The organism is Microbacterium sp. LRZ72 (genome assembly GCF_033792225.1).
Classification (GTDB): Bacteria; Actinomycetota; Actinomycetes; order Actinomycetales; family Microbacteriaceae; genus Microbacterium.
This window is the reverse complement of record NZ_JANGEX010000001.1, coordinates 174910-192031: the sequence shown is the minus strand read 5'-3', so window position 1 is coordinate 192031 and position 17122 is coordinate 174910. Positions and strand designations below refer to the sequence as shown.

Genomic DNA, 17122 nt, shown 5'->3' with positions numbered 1-17122 from the left:
AGTGGAGGTGGCGACGGGATTCGAACCCGTGTACACGGCTTTGCAGGCCGTTGCCTAGCCGCTCGGCCACGCCACCGCGTTGGGTGCGACCCGTGAGTCGCGATCACCCTGGGGTGACCCACTCGAGCGGATGACGAGATTCGAACTCGCGACCCTCACCTTGGCAAGGTGATGCGCTACCACTGCGCTACATCCGCGTGTCCCCGATCACTCGGGGCGCTCACACGACTTTAGCCGATCGCCCACGCCACACCAAACCCGCGCAGCCGTCGCGTGTCGACCCGCCGGTTTCCTGCTCGGGGCGCGGATCCGGTAGCATCGAGACTCGGCCCCGAGGGGCCCTGGGCGATTGGCGCAGCTGGTAGCGCGCTTCCTTCACACGGAAGAGGTCGTGGGTTCAAGTCCCGCATCGCCCACCACAATCTCCTCAGCTATGCACCGACGATGCCGCGTCCGTATCTCGCGACGAGCGCTCGGGCGACGAGGGTGAACCGCTCCGGATCCAGCGCCGCCGCCTCGCGCCGCATGCCCGCCGGGTGCACGCTGTAGAACCGCTCGAGGTCCACCCATGAGGGACGCCGCTCGCGGTCCCACTCCCCCGCACCCAGTGCCACGTAACCGCGGTCGTCCAGCTGCGGCGAGCTCGTCAGGCGAAGCGCATAGACCCTCCCCTCGCTCGCGCGCGCGATGACGAGCACGGGCCGGTCCTTGCCGCGGCCGTCGTTCTCGTCATAGGGCACCCATGTCCAGACGATCTCACCCGCATCCGGGTCACCGTCCGCATCCGGCGCGTAAGAGAGGCGCAGATCGCTCGGCGTGGGAACGGCCACCGTCGTCGTGGCCACGTCGAGCGTCCCCGCGCCGATCGAGGACGATGCCCCGCGCCGCGGGGACAATGCGCCGACGATGCGCCTCAGGATGCCGCGCCCGCTCGCCATGCCGTGAACCCTATCCACTCGCGCCCCGCCGCCCGTGCACGACGAAGGGCGCCGCGCTCGATGCGCGACGCCCTCCAGACGATTCAGCGGGCGATCAGGCCTGCTCGGTGAGGGCGTAGCCCTCCTCGCCGTGCACGACCGTGTCGACACCGGCGACCTCGTCCTCGTTCTTGACGCGGAAGCCGAGCGTCTTCTCGATCGCGAAGCCCAGGATGAAGGCGATCACGAAGGAGTAGACCAGCACGCCCACCGCGGCGACGACCTGGACGACGAGCTGCTCGATGCCACCACCGAGGAACAGGCCCGTCTCGATGGCGAAGAAGCCCAGGTAGATCGTACCGATGAGGCCACCGACGAGGTGGATGCCGACGACGTCGAGCGAGTCGTCATAGCCGAGCTTCCACTTCAGCTCCACCGCGAGGGCGCAGACGGCACCGGCGACGACGCCGAGCACGAGGGCCCAGCCGGGCGTCAGGTTGGCGCACGCCGGGGTGATCGCGACCAGACCGGCCACCGCACCCGAACCGGCGCCGACCGATGTGGCCTTGCCGTCCTTGAGCTTCTCGACGAGCAGCCAGGCCAGGATGGCCGCGGCGGTCGCACCGAGGGTGTTGATGACGATCAGACCGACGACCGAGTCCTCGGTGCCCAGAGCGCCGAGGCCCTCAGCACCACCGTTGAAGCCGAACCAGCCGAACCACAGCAGCGACGCGCCGAGGAGCACCAGCGGCACGTTGTGCGGCTTGTGGATGCCCTTCTGGAAGTTCAGGCGCTTGCCGAGCACCAGCGCGAGCGCCAGAGCAGCCGCACCGGCGTTGATGTGGACCGCCGTACCACCGGCGTAGTCGATGACGCCGACGTCGAAGCCGAAGGTCTCGCCGAGGCCCATGATCCAGCCACCGCCCCAGACCCATGCGGCGACCGGGAAGTAGACGACCGTGGCCCAGATGCCCGCGAAGATCATCCAGGCGCCGAACTTGGCGCGGTCGGCGATCGCTCCCGAGATCAGGGCGACGGTGATGATCGCGAAGGTGGCACCGAACAGTGCGCCGACGAGGTCGTCGCTGCCGAGGGTGGCCAGGCCGAAGTCCGAGAAGGGGTTGCCGGCGAACGCCCACGTGCTGTCGACCGCGCTCATGTTGAATCCATACAGGATCCAGAGAACGCTGACGAGACCCAGCGCGCCGAAGCTCATCATCATCATGCTGACGACGCTCTTCGCCTTGACCAGGCCGCCGTAGAAGAACGCCACTCCGGGCGTCATCAAGAGCACCAGCGCTGACGCGGTGATCAACCAGGCGAGATTTCCGCTATCCATGAAGTGTTCCTCATCCGTGTTGTGTGTAGAGAACCGCGGATGCTGCTCGGGTAGTCGGATGTGCGATCCGCGGTGACACCAGTGTGGCGACCGCGCGTTTCACGCCGGGGGGGAGGTAAGTTTCCGACGTGTTACGAACAGGCCGTGTGTGTAAACATCGTGTTTCCTTGCGCCGCGAGGAGTCGGTGAAATCTCCCCACGAGCGCTTACGCGGACGTGGAGGCGATCAGGCGCGAGATGGCTCGCAAGTACTTCTTGCGATAGCCGCCGGCCAGCATCTCGTCCGAGAACACCGCATCCAGTGTCGTGCCCGTCGCCCGGATCGGCAGCTGAGCGTCGTATACGCGATCCACAAAGGCGACGAATCGCAGCGCGGCCGACTGGTCCGCCAAGGGCGACACGTCGCGCAGGCCGATCATCGACACTCCGTCCAGCAGACGGATGTATCGGGAGGGGTGCACCTGGGCCAGGTGTGAGACGAGGTCACCGAACGCGTCATCGGATGCCGTCCCAGGGGCCGCCGCGAGCTCCTCCTCGTATTCGCCGCCCGCCAGTGTGCGTGCGTGTCCGTCGAGATCCCGGTGCCGGTAGTCGACACCGTCGATGCGCAGGGTCTGAAAGCTCTCGGCCATCGCGTGGATCTCACGAAGGAAGTCCTGCGCCGCGAAGCGCCCCTCCCCGAGTGCGTTGGGAGGCGTGTTGCTCGTCGCCGCGAGCTTCGTCCCCGAGGCGACCAGCTCACCGAGCAGCCTTGTCATGACCATGGTGTCGCCGGGATCATCGAGCTCGAACTCGTCGATGCACAGCAGATCGGCGCCGTGGAAGAGCGCGACCGCCTTGGCGTACCCGAGGGCCCCGACCAGGGCCGTGTACTCGATGAACGAGCCGAAGTACTTCCTGCGCGCGGGCATGGCGTGATAAACGGCCGCGAGCAGGTGGGTCTTGCCCACACCGAACCCACCGTCCAGATACACCCCGGGCTTGGTCTCGGGCGCCTTCGCCCGAGAGAAAAGGCCGCGCTTGGCGGGGCGCTTCGCCTCGGCGAACTCGAGCAGCGTCTGCTTGGCCTCGGCCTGTGATGGGTACCCCGGGTCCGCCCGATACGAATCGAAGGTGGCCTCGGCGAACTGCGGGGGCGGCACCAGGTGCGCCACCATTTCGGCACCGCTCACGCTCGGTTGACGATCGGTCAGGTGGATCGTTGCCGATTCGGTCTGCATGGGGCCGGGTTGTCCTTCGACGTCACACGATGACGGCGGGCGTGCGTCTGCGTGCGCCGCGATCTAGGGTTCAGGGGATGGCCACAGCCTATCGCCGCCGCGCGCCCGCACGGCGGCATCCGGCCGCAGCACCACGACGACCACTGAGGAGGACGCCATGACGACGATCGAGCGCGACGCCACGGAGCCCAAGTTCGACGACTACGCCCACCCCGAGCGACTCGTCACCGGCGCGTGGCTGCAGGAGCGGCTCGGGACCGACGGCCTCGTCGTCGTCGAGTCCGATGAGGACGTGCTGCTGTATGAGACCGGGCACATCCCCGGCGCGGTCAAGGTCGATTGGCACACCGAGCTGAACGACCCCGTCGTGCGCGACTACGTCGACGGCGAGGGGTTCGCCGCCCTGATGCGGCGCAAGGGCATCTCACGCGACGACACCGTGGTGATCTACGGCGACAAGAACAACTGGTGGGCCGCGTACGCGCTCTGGGTGTTCTCGCTCTTCGGCCACGAGGACGTGCGACTGCTCGACGGTGGACGCGACCGCTGGATCGCCGACGGACGCGCCATCACGACGGACCTTCCTGCTCCCCGGACGAGCGAGTACCCCGTGGTCGAGCGCGACGACTCGCGTCTGCGTGCCTACAAGGACGACGTCCTCGAGCACCTCGGCAAGCCGATGATCGATGTGCGCTCTCCCGAGGAGTATTCGGGCGAGCGCACGACGGCGCCGGCATACCCCGAGGAGGGCGCTCTGCGCGCCGGTCACATCCCCGGCGCGCAGAGCGTGCCCTGGGGCAAGGCGGTCGCCGACGACGGCACGTTCCGGCCCCGCGCGGAGCTTTCCGACATCTACTTCGACGGCGCGTCGCTCTCGGCCGGCGACGACGTCATCGCCTACTGCCGCATCGGCGAGCGCTCGAGTCACACCTGGTTCGTGCTGACGCACCTCCTCGGACTGCCGAACGTGCGCAACTACGACGGCTCCTGGACCGAGTGGGGCAGCGCCGTGCGCGTGCCGATCGTCACCGGCGACGAGCCGGGAGAGCCGCGCTCCTGACTCCGGGGCGTGGGAGAATCGGTCTCGATGTCCCCTTCCGACCTGCCCCGCGCCCTCGCCGAGATCCGCGACGACTTCCTCGAGCTGCCCGAGCCCGAGCGGCTGCACCTGCTGCTCGAGTTCTCGGAGGGCCTGCCGGCCGTCCCCGATGAGTTCCAGGATCGCCCGGAGCTGTACGAGCGCGTCGAAGAGTGCCAGTCGCCGGTGTTCATCATCGTCGACGTGGATGACGCCGGCACCGTCGCGATGCATGCGACGGCGCCCCCGGAGGCGCCCACGACGCGGGGTTTCGCCAGCATCCTGGTGCAGGGCATCAGCGGGCTGTCGGCGCAGGAGGTGCTCGACATTCCGAACGACTATCCGCAGAGCATCGGCCTCACGCGTGCGGTCTCACCGTTGCGCATCGCCGGCATGACGGGGATGCTCGGCCGCACCAAGCGCCAGGTGCGCGCCAAGAGCGGGCTCTGAGGGACCACGCTCGTGCGCATCAGCGAGGTCGTGCCCCACACGCTGCGGTCGATGGATCATGCCTCGACGGAAGGCCGCGAATGGCTCGCGGAACTCTACGCGCCGGCTCGCGAGAACCACGTGCGCCTGAACATGGTGACGAGCCTGACAGGAGCCGCGGTCGGGGCCGACGGCACGAGTGAGACCCTCACCAGCCCCGTGGACCGGGCGGTGCTGGGGGTCATCCGCCGAGCGTGCGACGTCGTCGTCGTCGGCGCGCAGACGGTGCGCGCCGAAGGCTATGTGATCCCGCGCACGGCGATGCTGGCCATCCTGACCGGGTCGGGAGACCTCTCCGGCCATCGCTTCGACGAGGCGGCAGCCGCCGAGAGGGTGCTCGTCGTCTGCCCGCCCGCACGCGTCGACGGCGTTCGGGAGCGGGTCCGCGGCACCAGCATCGAGGTGATCTCCGCCGGTGCCGACGACGACGCGTCCGCGTCGCACCGCGTCGATCCCGGAGCGGTCATCGAGCGGCTGCGCGATCGCGGCCTCCGGCGCGTCGTGTGCGAGGGCGGGCCCTCGCTCGCCGCCCAGTTCGTGCGCGCGGGCGCCGTGGACGAGGCGTGCGTGAGCGTGGCCCCCACGCTCTCCCCCGCGGAGCGACCCTTCATCGACGTGGACGCGGACACGCGCTCGCACGTGAGCGGGATGCTCGTCGACGAAGCGGGGTTCAGCTACCTGAGGCTCGCGCTGGATCGTCCAGCACCGAGCTGAGCCACGAAGAGATCGCGGCGCTCCAGCGCTTCTCGTCGAAGTTCCAGAGTTTGGTGTGCCGGGCGGTGCGGAAGCTCTCGAGCGCCACCAGATCAGGGCGGGCGCGGGCCAGCTCGTGAGAGGCGTCCGCGGGCACGAACCCGTCGTCCTCGCTGTGCAGGATCAGCATCGGATGCCGCAGTTCTCCCGCCCGCGCGATGACATCCAGCCGGTCGAAGGGGATCGGCTCGCCGCCGCCGCGCACGGGTCGGGCCCAGCGCGATCCGAGCGCGCCGAGCGTGAGACCGACGAGCGGGCGGGGAAGCCGGTGCAGGCCCGCCTGATGCCGCAGGACGACGCCCCAGTCGATCGCCGGTGAGTCGAGGATCAGAGCGGTGATGCTCTCTCGGTGCGCCGAGGTGAGGGCCAGCTGCAGGGCGACGGCCCCGCCCATCGACCACCCCATCAGGACGATGCGCCGAGCGCCGCGCTCACGCGCGAACGCGATCGCCGCGTCGACGTCCCGCCACTCGGTGGCGCCGAGCGTGTAGGTGCCGTGACGGCTGCTCGGGGCCTCGCCGTCGTTGCGGTACGAGACCAGCAGGTTGGTGATCCCGAGGTCGTGGAAGACCGGGACCGCCCGGAGCGCCTCGGCACGCGTGGTGCCCCGGCCGTGGATGTGGATGACCCACACGTCCTGCGCGGCCGAATCCGGCTCTGGAGGGAACAGCCAGGCGGGGCACTCGCCGACCGGCGTGGAGATCGCCTCGCTCGAATACGCCAGGTGCAGCTGCTCCGGCTGGTCGAAGTACCAGCCGCTGAAGGCGGCCTGAGGCGACAGATGGGCGTCCGGGGCGATATGGGTGAGCAGCTTGCGCGTGACGGCCGTATCCGTCTCGGAGAGTACGGTGCCCACCTTCAGGTACGACGCGCTGCCCGATGTGAAGAGGCCGTAGCGCCCGGGGAGGCGCGTGTCGGGCGTACGCGAGAGCGTCACGGTCTGCGCGTTCGTGTCGAGTCCGAGCAGGACCGTGTCCGCCTGGCGCACCGCCGGCGTGACCACCCGTCGCGCGAGCCGGCCGGCGATCACCGCCATGACTCCGCCGAGCACCGCGAGTGAGGCGCCGAGCGCCGAGATCGTCAGCCGGAGAGCTGTCGCCAGGGCAGGACTGGGACCGTCGGCGCGCCTGGAGGGGATCATCGAGCCCTCACTTTAGTCTGTCGGCGTGACCGCCGTCCCCGCAGAGCCCGATCTCTCCGCCGCATTCGCGCGCGCCATCGCCGACGTGCACGACATCGTCTTCCGCGACGACCTGGCGGTGCGCGAGATCCCTGCGCCGCCCGGCCTCGCTCCCGAGGCGCTCGCGCTCGCGGCCGATGTGCGCCCGCCCGTCGCGCACGAGGACTCGCCCTACGGAACAGGGCGGCTGATCCTGTTGCACGACCCCGCCGAGCCCGAGGAATGGGGCGGCCCCTGGCGGCTGGTGTGCTTCGCGCAGGCTCCCCTCGAGACCGAGATCGGCCGCGACCCCCTCCTTCTCGAGGTCGCGTGGTCGTGGCTCGTCGACGCTCTCGATCAGCGTGGCGCGGGCTACCACTCACCGTCGGGCACAGCGACGAAGACGCTCTCCACGGGATTCGGCGGCTTGGCCGACGAAGGCGACGGCGCTCAGATCGAGCTGCGCGCCTCGTGGTCGCCGGCACCCGGGCCGTTCGGCCCGCACGTCGATGCGTGGGCAGAGCTGCTGTGCATGCTCGCGGGGCTGCCGCCGGGGTCCGAGGACGTCGCCCTGTTCGCAACGCGAAAGGAGCCGCGTGGCTGAGATCGCCGACCTCGTCGCCCCCCACGTCATCGACACCCTGGCCGGTCTGTCCGAGGCCTCAGCCGCACTCGCCGCCGGCCACGACGCGGTGGCGGTCGACGTCGAACGTGCCTCCGGCTTCCGCTACTCCCAACGGGCCTACCTCATCCAGGTATTCCGTCGGGGGGCGGGCGTGTTCCTGTTCGATCCGCCCGCCATCGGCGACTTCACGGCCCTCGATGAGGCGATCGGCGACAGCGAGTGGATCCTACACGCGGCGAGCCAGGACCTTCCGTCGCTGCGCGAAGCCGGTCTCGATCCCGGCCGCATCTTCGACACCGAGCTGGCCGCGCGACTGCTCGGACATGAGCGTGTGGGCTTGGGGGCCGTCGTCGAGGACGTGCTGGGCATCACCCTGGCCAAGGCGCACTCCGCCGCCGACTGGTCGACGCGCCCGCTGCCCGCGTCGTGGCTCGAGTACGCGGCGCTCGACGTGCTTCATCTGGTCGATGTGCGCGACGCGCTGGCTGCGGAGGCCGCCGAACAGGGCAAGCTGCGCATCCTCGACGAAGAGTTCCGTGCCGTGCTGGATCGCCCCGCGCGCACTCCGCGCGAGGACCCATGGCGGCGCCTGAGCGGGCTGCACACCGTCCGGGGCCGACGCGCGCTGGCCATCGCCCGCGAGCTCTGGCAGGCACGCGAGGAGTATGCGGAGCAGGTGGACGTCGCTCCGGGCAGGCTGGTGCCGGACCGGGCCCTGGTGGCGGCCATCCAGGCCGACCCAGCCAGCAAGAGCGCCCTCGCCGGGATCAAGGAGTTCACCGGCCGGGCAAGCCGCACCCAGCTGGATCGCTGGTGGGACGCATTCGAGCGAGGACGGGCGATCACGACGCTGCCGCCCGACCGCGTGCCGAGCGACGGTCCGCCGCCACCCCGCGTGTGGCGGGACCGCAACCCCGAGGCCGATGCCCGTCTGAAGGCGGCCAAGCCCGCGTTGGAGCACATCGCGGAGCAGTGGCGGATGCCTCTGGAGAACCTCCTCACCCCCGATACTCTGAGGCGGCTCGCATGGGAGCCGCCCGCCGACATCGATGCGGCGACGATCGGTCGCTCTCTGGCAGATCTCGGCGCTCGGCCCTGGCAGGTTGAAGAAACCGCACAGACGATCGCGGATGCCTTTGTGGAATCAGCACAGGCGATCGCGGACGAGGCCGAAATCGTCTCGTAGGTTCGGCCCAAGCGATTCCCGGGGCCCGTGCGACGTTCCTAGGCTGGTGCCAACCCACCTTTGGAGGCAGAGTGACCGAGATATCGGATGTCTATTTCGTCGACGGTGTGCGCACACCTTTCGGTCGCGCCGGAGACAAGGGCATGTACGCGGGCACGCGGGCCGACGACCTCGTCGTCAAGGCGATGATCGGGCTGATGGAACGCAATGATGCCGTCCCCGCCGACCGCATCGACGACGTTGCGATCGCGGCGACCACCCAGCAGGGCGACCAGGGTCTGACGCTCGGGCGCACCGCGGCGATCCTGGCAGGGCTGCCGCAGTCCGTTCCGGGCTTCGCAATCGACCGGATGTGCGCGGGCGCCATGACCTCGGTGACGACCATGGCCGGATCGATCGGCATCGGCATGTATGACGCGGCGATCGCCGGCGGCGTGGAGCACATGGGCCGGCATCCGCTGGGAGGCGACGCCGACCCCAATCCGCGCTTCCTCACCGAGAAGCTGGTGAGCGCGGACGCCCTGAACATGGGAATCACGGCAGAGCGGATCCATGACCGCTTTCCCCACCTGACCAAGGAGCGCGCCGACCGCTTCGGCATGCGCAGCCAGCACAAGACGCAGGCCGCGTACGACGCGGGCCGGATTCAGCCCGACCTCGTCCCCATCGCCGTCCGCGACGGGGAAGGGGCGTGGGGACTGGCGTCCGAGGACGAGGGCCGTCGCCCCGAGACGACCATGGAGGGGCTCGCGGGCCTGAAGACCCCGTTCCGACCGCACGGCCGTGTCACCGCGGGCACGTCGTCTCCCCTCACCGACGGCGCGACCGTCAGTCTGCTCGCCGGTGGCGGCGCCGTGAAGGAATGGGGACTCGAGCCCAAGATGAAGCTCGTCTCGTTCGCCTTCGCCGGGGTCGCTCCCGAGATCATGGGAGTCGGCCCGATCCCCTCGACCGAGAAGGCGCTCGCCAAGGCGGGGCTCACGATCGACGACATCGGGCTGTTCGAGCTCAACGAGGCGTTCGCGATCCAGGTCCTGTCGCTGCTCGATCACTTCGGCATCGATGACGACGACCCCCGCGTCAACCCGTGGGGCGGAGCCATCGCCGTCGGCCACCCCCTCGCGGCATCCGGGGTTCGCCTGATGATCCAGCTCGCGGCCCACTTCGCCGAGCGGCCGGACGTGCGCTACGGCCTCACGGCGATGTGCGTCGGCCTCGGTCAGGGCGGCTCCGTGGTCTGGGAGAACCCGCACTACACCGGCAAGAAGAAGAAGCAGAAGTAGGGGCCCGCGATGACGAACTACGACGAGATCGACTTCTCCCCCCTCGATGAGCTCGCCGGCGACGAGGTCGTCACGCACTCCCACGTGCGAGACGTGCCACTCGCCAGCGGCCGCGTCCTCGCGCTCATCACCCTCGACAACGGACGCGACCACACTCGTCCGAACACGCTCGGACCGGCCACGCTCAAGGAGCTGGGCGAGAAGCTCGCGGCGCTCAAGACGCGCGCCGGCGCGGGCGAGATCCAGGCGGTCGGCATCACGGGCAAGCCCTACATCCTCGCCGCGGGAGCGGACCTCAGCGACATCGGCAGGCTCGACTCCCGGGAAACCGCTCGGCTCATCGCCCAGCGCGGCCACCAGGTGCTGGGGATGCTCGACGACCTCGGCGTCCCCTCCTTCACCTTCATCAACGGCCTCGCCCTCGGTGGGGGGCTCGAGATCGCGCTGAACTCGACCTACCGCACGCTCGACACCTCGGCCGCCGCGCTCGCTCTCCCCGAGGTCTTCCTCGGCCTGGTCCCGGGCTGGGGCGGCGCCTATCTGCTGCCGAATCTGATCGGCATCGAGAACGCCCTCGAGGTCGTGATCTCGAACCCGCTGAAGCAGAACCGGATGCTGAAGCCGCAGGCGGCGTTCGATCTGGGCATCGTCGATGCGCTGTTCCCCGCCGCGACCTACCTCGAGGATTCACTGCGGTGGGCGGACGGCGTTCTCACCGGGAGGATCACGGTGAAGCGCCCGCATGAACCCGGCAAGCTCGAGCGTCTCGCCAAGTGGCCCATCGCGATCAAGACGGCCCGGACCACACTGGAGACGCGCATCGGCACCGTCCCCCGGGCGCCCTACCGTGCGCTCGACCTGCTTGATCGCGCCAAGGGCGGCACCCGCGCCGAGGCGTTCGCGCGCGAGGACGACGCCCTCGCGGATCTGATCGCCGGCGACCAGTTCGCCGCCTCCATGTACGCGTTCGACCTGGTGCAGAAGCGCGCCAAGCGACCCGTGGGCGCCCCGGACAAGGCGCTGGCCAACAAGGTCACGAAGGTGGGCATCATCGGGGCCGGCCTGATGGCCAGCCAGTTCGCCCTGCTCTTCGTGCGCAAGCTGCAGGTGCCGGTGCTCATCACCGACCTCGACCAGGGACGCGTCGACAAGGGCGTGGCGTCGGTGCGCGACGAGATCGCGAAGCTCGAGGGCAAGGGCCGTATCGACGGCGACACCGCGAACAAGCTGCGCGCCCTCGTGCGCGGCACCACCGACACATCCGAGTACGCGGACTGCGACTTCGTCATCGAGGCCGTGTTCGAGGAGGTCGGCGTCAAGCAGAAGGTCTTCGGAGATATCGAGAAGATCATCGCCGACGATGCGATCCTCGCGACGAACACCTCGTCGCTGTCGGTCGAGCAGATCGGCGAGGCGCTCGAGCACCCGGAGCGCCTCGTCGGCTTCCACTTCTTCAACCCGGTCGCGGTCATGCCGCTGATCGAGATCGTGAAGACCCCGTCGGTCACCGACGCGGCTCTGTCGACCGCCTTCGTCGTCGCGAAGAGCCTGGGAAAGAACGCGGTGCTCACGGCGGACGCCCCCGGCTTCGTCGTCAACAGGCTGCTGGCCAAGGTGATGGGCGAAGCCGCGCGCGCCGTCTACGAGGGCACCCCGCTGCTCACGGTGGAGCGCGCCTTCGCCCCGCTCGGTCTGCCGATGACGCCGTTCCAGCTGATCGACCTCGTGGGCTGGAAGGTCGCGGCCCACGTGCAGGACACGATGGCCACGGCATTCCCGGATCGCTTCTACGCCTCGGCGAACTTCCACGAGCTCGCCCAGCTGACCGAGGTCGTCGAGAAGGACAAGCACGGCCGGGTCACAGGGTGGACGTCCCCGGCGGCGAAGGTGCTCAAGGGCGCCGTCACCGATACCCCGGCCGCAGAGGCGGAGATCCTGCGACGCGTCCAGGACGGACTGGCGCACGAGATCCGCATCATGCTCGACGAGGGCGTCGTGCCCGAGGTCGAGGACATCGATCTGTGCCTCATCCTCGGGGCAGGGTGGCCGTTCATCGACGGCGGTGCGTCGCCCTACCTCGACCGCGAGGGGGCGTCGGAGCGCGTCTTCGGGGGCACTTTCCACGAGCCGCCCATCCGTGGGATCGCCGGCTGAGGCCCTACTCGCCGGCCGTCTCGCTCTCGGCGGTCACTCGCGAGAGCCACGCGGGTTCCGGCTCGCCCCTGCGCGCCACCGGCACCCGGGTGCCGAGCACCTGCGAGACGACGTCCTGAGCGATCTTCGCGGCGGTCAGGCCGGCATCCGCCAGGATCTGCTCGCGTGAGGCGTGCGGAATGAACTCGTCGGGCAGACCCAGCTCGTCCACGGCGGTGTCGACGCCGGCTTCGCGCAGGACCTGCCGGATACGGGTGCCGATTCCTCCCACCCGGATGCCGTCCTCGAGCGTGATGACGAGTCGGTGTCGATCCGCCAGCTCGACCAGAGACGGCGCGACCGGAACCACCCAGCGCGGGTCGACGACGGTCGCGCCGATTCCCTGATCGGACAGGCGGGTCGCCACGTCCACCGCGACGTGCGCGAGAGAGCCGATGCCGACCAGCAGCACATCCTCGCTCTGCCCGCGCCGCAGCACGTCGACGCCGTCCGGCATCCGCTCGAGAGCGGGAAGGTCGGGCGCGACCGCACCCTTGGGGTAGCGCACGACGGTGGGAGCATCGTCGACGGCGACGGCTTCGCCCAGCAGCTCCCGCAGTCGCGCCTCGTCGCGCGGGGCGGCGATCCGCACATGCGGCACGAGCTGCAGCATCGCGAGGTCCCAGACGCCGTGGTGACTCGGACCGTCGGGACCGGTCACACCTGCGCGGTCGAGGACGAAGGTGACGCCGGCCCGGTGCAGTCCGACATCCATCAGCACTTGATCGAACGCCCGGTTCATGAACGTGGCGTAGATCGCCACGACAGGATGAAGCCCCCCGTAGGCCAGGCCGGCGGCGGCGGTGACGGCGTGCTGCTCGGCGATGCCGACGTCGTACACGCGATCGGGAAAGCGCTGCGCGAACGGCAGCAGACCGGTCGGACGCAGCATCGCCGCCGTCATCGCGATCACGTCGGGACGGGCCTCGCCGATGCGCACGATCTCATCCGAGAAGACGTCGGTCCAGGCCGTCGCCGCGCCGCCCCCGATCGTCCTCCCGGTGAGCGGGTCGATCCGCCCGACGGCGTGGAACTGGTCGGCCTCGTCCAGACGCGCCGGCTCGTAGCCCCGGCCCTTCTCGGTGATGGTGTGCACGATGACGGGCGCGTCATAGGCCTTCGCCAGCCGCATGGTCTCGACAAGGGTCTCGATGTCGTGGCCGTCGATCGGGCCCAGGTACTTGATGTCGAGGTTGGAGTACAGGGCGGCGTTGTTGGTGAATCTCGACAGGAACCCGTGGGTGCCGCCTCGCACGCCGCGATACACCGCGCGACCGGCGGGGCCCAGCCGGCCGAACAGCGAATCCGTGCTGCGCCGCAGGTGGCGGTAGGTCTCCGTCGTACGGACCCGGTTGAGGTGGCGGGCGATGCCGCCGATCGTCGGTGCGTACGAACGACCGTTGTCGTTGACGACGATCACCAGGTTGCGGTCGTTGTCGTCGCTGATGTTGTTCAGGGCTTCCCAGGTCATGCCGCCGGTGAGTGCACCGTCGCCGACGACCGCGACCACGTGGCGATCACGCCGGCCCGTGCGGGTGAGCGCGCGCGAGATGCCGTCGGCCCAGCTGAGCGAGCTCGAGGCGTGCGAGGACTCGACGATGTCGTGCTCGCTCTCGGTGCGCTGGGGATAGCCGGCAAGGCCGTCCCGGGAGCGCAGCGCAGAGAAGTCCTGCCTTCCGGTGAGCAGCTTGTGCACGTACGACTGATGCCCGGTGTCGAAGACGATCGGGTCGTGCGGAGATTCGAAGACGCGGTGCAGGGCGAGCGTCAGCTCGACGACCCCGAGATTGGGTCCCAGGTGCCCGCCCGTGCGGGACACGTTGTCGATCAGAAAAGCCCGGATCTCGGCTGCAAGCTGTTCGAGCTGGGGGTAGTCCAGCCCGTCGAGGTCACGAGGGCCCGTGATCGACGACAGCATCCGCATTGCTCCTCCCCGGTGCGAGCCGCGCTCGCACCGTCGAACCAGTCTACGGTCCCTGCTCCTCGTCGGCCGCGTGCGCCGCGGACATGAGTGGGGGCCCGGCGCGCGTGCGCCGGGCCCCCACTCATGCATCAGACCAGGCTTCGCAGCACGTACTGCAGGATGCCGCCGTTGCGGTAGTAGTCGGCCTCACCCGGAGTGTCGATGCGAACGACCGCGTCGAACTCGACGGGCTCTGCGCCCGGCGAGGAGGCATCGCTCGGCGTGGCCGTGACGTGGACGGTGCGGGGCGTCGTGCCGTCGTTGAGCGCCTCGATGCCCGAGATGGAGAATGTCTCGGTGCCGTCGAGTCCGAGGTCGGCCGCCGACGTGCCGGCGGGGAACTGAAGCGGAATGACGCCCATGCCGATCAGGTTCGACCGGTGGATGCGCTCGTAGCTCTCGGCGATGACCGCGCGCACGCCCAGCAGACTGGTGCCCTTGGCGGCCCAGTCGCGCGACGAGCCGGAGCCGTATTCCTTGCCGGCCAGGATCACCAGCGGCGTGCCCTGCCTCTGGTAGTTCTCCGCGGCGTCGAAGATGAACGACTGAGGCCCGCCGTCCTGCGTGAAGTCGCGGGTGTAACCGCCCTCCACGCCGTCGAGCAGCTGATTGCGCAGGCGGATGTTCGCGAACGTGCCGCGGATCATCACCTCGTGGTTGCCGCGACGCGAGCCGTAGGAGTTGAAGTCCCGCTTGTCGACTCCGTGCTCGTTCAGGTATCGACCGGCCGGACTGTCGGCCTTGATCGCCCCGGCGGGCGAGATGTGGTCGGTGGTCACCGAGTCGCCGAGCCGCGCCAGCACCCGCGCGCCGGCGATGTCGGTGACCGGGTCGGGTGTCGCGTTCATGCCCTCGAAGTAGGGGGGCTTGCGAACGTAGGTCGAGGTGTCGGCCCATTCGAACGTGGCGCCGGTCGGAGTCGGCAGCGAACGCCAGCGCTCGTCGCCCTCGAACACACTCGCGTACTGGGTGTCGAACATGTCGGTCGAGATCGAGGAGTCGATCGTCGCCTGCACCTCTTCGGTGCTCGGCCACACGTCACGCAGGAAGACCTCGTTGCCCTCGAGGTCGGTCCCCAGTGGGTCGTTCTCGAAATCGAAGTTCATCGAACCGGCCAGCGCGTACGCGATGACGAGCGGGGGTGACGCCAGGTAGTTCATCTTGACGTCGGGGTTGATGCGACCCTCGAAGTTGCGGTTTCCGGACAGCACCGCGGTCACGGCGAGATCGTTCTCGTTGATCGCCTCCGACACCTCTTCGATCAGAGGCCCGGAGTTGCCGATGCACGTCGTGCAGCCGTAGCCGACGGTGTAGAACCCCAGCGTTTCGAGGTCGCCGTTCAGGCCGGCCTTCTCGTAGTAGTCGGTGACCACCTTGGATCCCGGCGCCATCGTGGTCTTGACCCACGGCTTGGCCTTGAGCCCCTTCTTCGCGGCATTGCGCGCGAGAAGGCCGGCCGCAAGCATCACGGACGGGTTGGACGTGTTGGTGCAGGACGTGATCGCGGCGATCGTGACCGCCCCGTGGTCGATCGTGTACGACTCTCCGTCGGCCGTCGTGACCGTCGTCGGCTTCGAGACGACCGCGGGGGCGTGGGACCGGTGGTGCGGCTCCGCCTTGGGCGCCTGGTGGTCGTCGGGCGTGAACCCGGGCGGGTCGGATGCCGGGAAGGACTCCTCGATCCTCTCGTCCACCGCGTTCTCGTCGATGTCGGCGTAGCCGGCCAGGTCGATCTCGAACTGCTCCTTCGAGCGCGAGAGCTCGATCCGGTCCTGCGGCCGCTTGGGCCCGGCGATCGAGGGCACGACGGTGCCCAGATCGAGTTCGAGGTACTCGCTGAAACGCGGCTCGACCGACGGATCGTGCCAGAGGTGCTGCTCTTTGGCATACGCCTCGACCAGCGCGAGCTGTTCCGCGCTGCGTCCGGTCAGGCGCAGGTAGTCGATGGTGACCTCGTCGATCGGGAAGATCGCCGCCGTCGAGCCGAACTCGGGACTCATGTTGCCGATCGTCGCCCGGTTCGCCAGCGGCACCGAGGCGACGCCCTCGCCGTAGAACTCCACGAACTTTCCGACCACGCCGTGCTGGCGCAGCATGTCGGTGATCGTGAGCACGACATCGGTCGCCGTCACGCCGGTGGGGATCTCGCCTGAGAGCTTGAACCCGACCACGCGCGGGATGAGCATCGACACCGGCTGGCCCAGCATCGCCGCCTCGGCCTCGATGCCTCCCACTCCCCAGCCCAGTACGCCCAGGCCGTTCACCATCGTGGTGTGCGAGTCCGTGCCGACGCAGGTGTCGGGGTACGCCCGCTGCACGCCGTCGACGTCGCGCGTGTAGACGACCTTGGCGAGGTGCTCGATGTTCACCTGGTGAACGATTCCGGTGCCCGGCGGCACGACCTTGAAGTCCTGGAACGCGGTCTGCCCCCAGCGCAGGAACTGGTAGCGCTCGCCGTTGCGCTCGTACTCGATCTCGACGTTGCGCTCGAACGAGTCGGCGCGCCCGAAGAGATCTGCGATGACGGAGTGGTCGATGACCAGCTCCGCGGGCGACAGCGGGTTGATCTTGGTGGGGTCGCCACCGAGGTCGACGACGGCCTCGCGCATCGTGGCGAGATCGACGATGCACGGCACCCCCGTGAAGTCCTGCATGACGACGCGTGCGGGCGTGAACTGGATCTCGGTGTTCGGATCAGCCGCCGCATCCCACGAGCCGAGCGCCTCGATCTGCTCTCTCGTGATGTTGGCACCGTCTTCGGTGCGCAGAAGGTTCTCGAGGAGCACCTTCAGGCTGAACGGGAGCTTGTCGTAGCCAGGCACGTTGTCGATCCGGAAGATCTCGTAGTCGGCGTCGCCGACGGTCAATGTGCTCTTCGCTCCGAAGCTGTTGACAGATGACACGATGCCGTCTCCTT

At 69.0% G+C, this 17122-nt stretch carries 13 protein-coding genes and 3 tRNA genes; 8 read left to right on the top strand and 8 right to left on the bottom strand.

The window, feature by feature from the left end:
• Positions 1-2 precede the first annotated feature (2 nt).
• Both M4I32_RS00890 and M4I32_RS00885 read right to left on the bottom strand, forming a co-directional pair.
• Positions 3-76, bottom strand: a tRNA-Cys gene (locus M4I32_RS00890).
• Between the two features lie 49 nt (positions 77-125).
• Positions 126-197, bottom strand: a tRNA-Gly gene (locus M4I32_RS00885).
• A gap of 146 nt (positions 198-343) precedes the next feature.
• Between M4I32_RS00885 and M4I32_RS00880 the strand changes: the two genes are divergently transcribed.
• Positions 344-419 (top strand) — tRNA-Val (locus tag M4I32_RS00880).
• Between the two features lie 12 nt (positions 420-431).
• Here the strand turns inward: M4I32_RS00880 and M4I32_RS00875 are convergent.
• From M4I32_RS00875 to zapE, 3 genes are all read right to left on the bottom strand, one after another.
• A complete protein-coding gene (locus tag M4I32_RS00875; RefSeq protein WP_319032602.1) occupies positions 432-938 on the bottom strand; it encodes a type II toxin-antitoxin system PemK/MazF family toxin in 507 nt (168 codons plus the stop codon).
• A gap of 94 nt (positions 939-1032) precedes the next feature.
• Positions 1033-2256, bottom strand: a complete 1224-nt coding sequence (locus M4I32_RS00870; RefSeq protein WP_319032601.1) for an ammonium transporter — start codon at positions 2254-2256, stop codon at positions 1033-1035.
• A 206-nt stretch (positions 2257-2462) separates the two neighbouring features.
• Entirely contained in the window at positions 2463-3476 is a 1014-nt protein-coding gene (zapE, locus tag M4I32_RS00865) for a cell division protein ZapE (protein WP_319032600.1), read from the bottom strand.
• Between the two features lie 157 nt (positions 3477-3633).
• Here zapE and M4I32_RS00860 point away from each other — a divergent pair, with 157 nt between their 5' ends.
• From M4I32_RS00860 to M4I32_RS00850, 3 genes are read left to right on the top strand one after another with little or no spacing between them, the layout of a single operon-like run.
• Entirely contained in the window at positions 3634-4536 is a 903-nt protein-coding gene (locus tag M4I32_RS00860) for a sulfurtransferase (protein WP_319032599.1), read from the top strand.
• Positions 4537-4563: 27 nt separating this feature from the next.
• Positions 4564-5004, top strand: coding sequence for a SufE family protein (locus tag M4I32_RS00855; RefSeq protein WP_319032598.1), 441 nt, complete (start codon positions 4564-4566; stop codon positions 5002-5004).
• A 12-nt stretch (positions 5005-5016) separates the two neighbouring features.
• Entirely contained in the window at positions 5017-5757 is a 741-nt protein-coding gene (locus M4I32_RS00850) for a dihydrofolate reductase family protein (protein WP_319032597.1), read from the top strand.
• Here the strand turns inward: M4I32_RS00850 and M4I32_RS00845 are convergent.
• Positions 5714-6937: an alpha/beta hydrolase gene (locus tag M4I32_RS00845; protein ID WP_319032596.1), complete on the bottom strand. Its 1224-nt coding sequence runs from the start codon at positions 6935-6937 to the stop codon at positions 5714-5716. The genes M4I32_RS00850 and M4I32_RS00845 overlap by 44 nt on opposite strands.
• Positions 6938-6962: 25 nt before the next feature.
• Between M4I32_RS00845 and M4I32_RS00840 the strand changes: the two genes are divergently transcribed.
• The 4 genes from M4I32_RS00840 to M4I32_RS00825 all read left to right on the top strand — a co-directional run bounded on the left by M4I32_RS00840 (position 6963) and on the right by M4I32_RS00825 (position 12203).
• Complete coding sequence (locus tag M4I32_RS00840; protein WP_319032595.1) at positions 6963-7559, top strand: DUF3000 domain-containing protein; 597 nt, start codon at positions 6963-6965, stop codon at positions 7557-7559.
• 1 nt (position 7560) lies between these two features.
• Positions 7561-8766, top strand: coding sequence for a ribonuclease D (locus M4I32_RS00835; protein WP_319032905.1), 1206 nt, complete (start codon positions 7561-7563; stop codon positions 8764-8766).
• 71 nt (positions 8767-8837) lie between these two features.
• Complete coding sequence (locus M4I32_RS00830) at positions 8838-10049, top strand: thiolase family protein (protein WP_319032594.1); 1212 nt, start codon at positions 8838-8840, stop codon at positions 10047-10049.
• A 9-nt stretch (positions 10050-10058) separates the two neighbouring features.
• Positions 10059-12203 (top strand): 3-hydroxyacyl-CoA dehydrogenase NAD-binding domain-containing protein, encoded by a 2145-nt coding sequence (locus M4I32_RS00825; RefSeq protein ID WP_319032593.1) that lies wholly within the window; start codon positions 10059-10061, stop codon positions 12201-12203.
• Between the two features lie 4 nt (positions 12204-12207).
• On the opposite strand, the gene dxs is transcribed toward M4I32_RS00825, so the two are convergent.
• A complete protein-coding gene (gene dxs / locus M4I32_RS00820; protein ID WP_319032592.1) occupies positions 12208-14166 on the bottom strand; it encodes a 1-deoxy-D-xylulose-5-phosphate synthase in 1959 nt (652 codons plus the stop codon).
• Positions 14167-14294: 128 nt separating this feature from the next.
• Positions 14295-17111: an aconitate hydratase gene (locus M4I32_RS00815; protein WP_413466769.1), complete on the bottom strand. Its 2817-nt coding sequence runs from the start codon at positions 17109-17111 to the stop codon at positions 14295-14297.
• Positions 17112-17122 lie beyond the last annotated feature (11 nt).

Bases quoted from the DNA above. Each gene is read 5' to 3' on its own strand.
- M4I32_RS00825 (WP_319032593.1), top strand. From the start codon at position 10,059: ATGACGAACTACGACGAGATCGACTTCTCCCCCCTCGATGAGCTCGCC.
- zapE (WP_319032600.1), bottom strand. From the start codon at position 3,476: ATGCAGACCGAATCGGCAACGATCCACCTGACCGATCGTCAACCGAGC.
- M4I32_RS00870 (WP_319032601.1), bottom strand. From the start codon at position 2,256: ATGGATAGCGGAAATCTCGCCTGGTTGATCACCGCGTCAGCGCTGGTG.
- dxs (WP_319032592.1), bottom strand. From the start codon at position 14,166: ATGCGGATGCTGTCGTCGATCACGGGCCCTCGTGACCTCGACGGGCTG.
- M4I32_RS00855 (WP_319032598.1), top strand. From the start codon at position 4,564: ATGTCCCCTTCCGACCTGCCCCGCGCCCTCGCCGAGATCCGCGACGAC.
- M4I32_RS00845 (WP_319032596.1), bottom strand. From the start codon at position 6,937: ATGATCCCCTCCAGGCGCGCCGACGGTCCCAGTCCTGCCCTGGCGACA.
- M4I32_RS00860 (WP_319032599.1), top strand. From the start codon at position 3,634: ATGACGACGATCGAGCGCGACGCCACGGAGCCCAAGTTCGACGACTAC.
- M4I32_RS00875 (WP_319032602.1), bottom strand. From the start codon at position 938: ATGGCGAGCGGGCGCGGCATCCTGAGGCGCATCGTCGGCGCATTGTCC.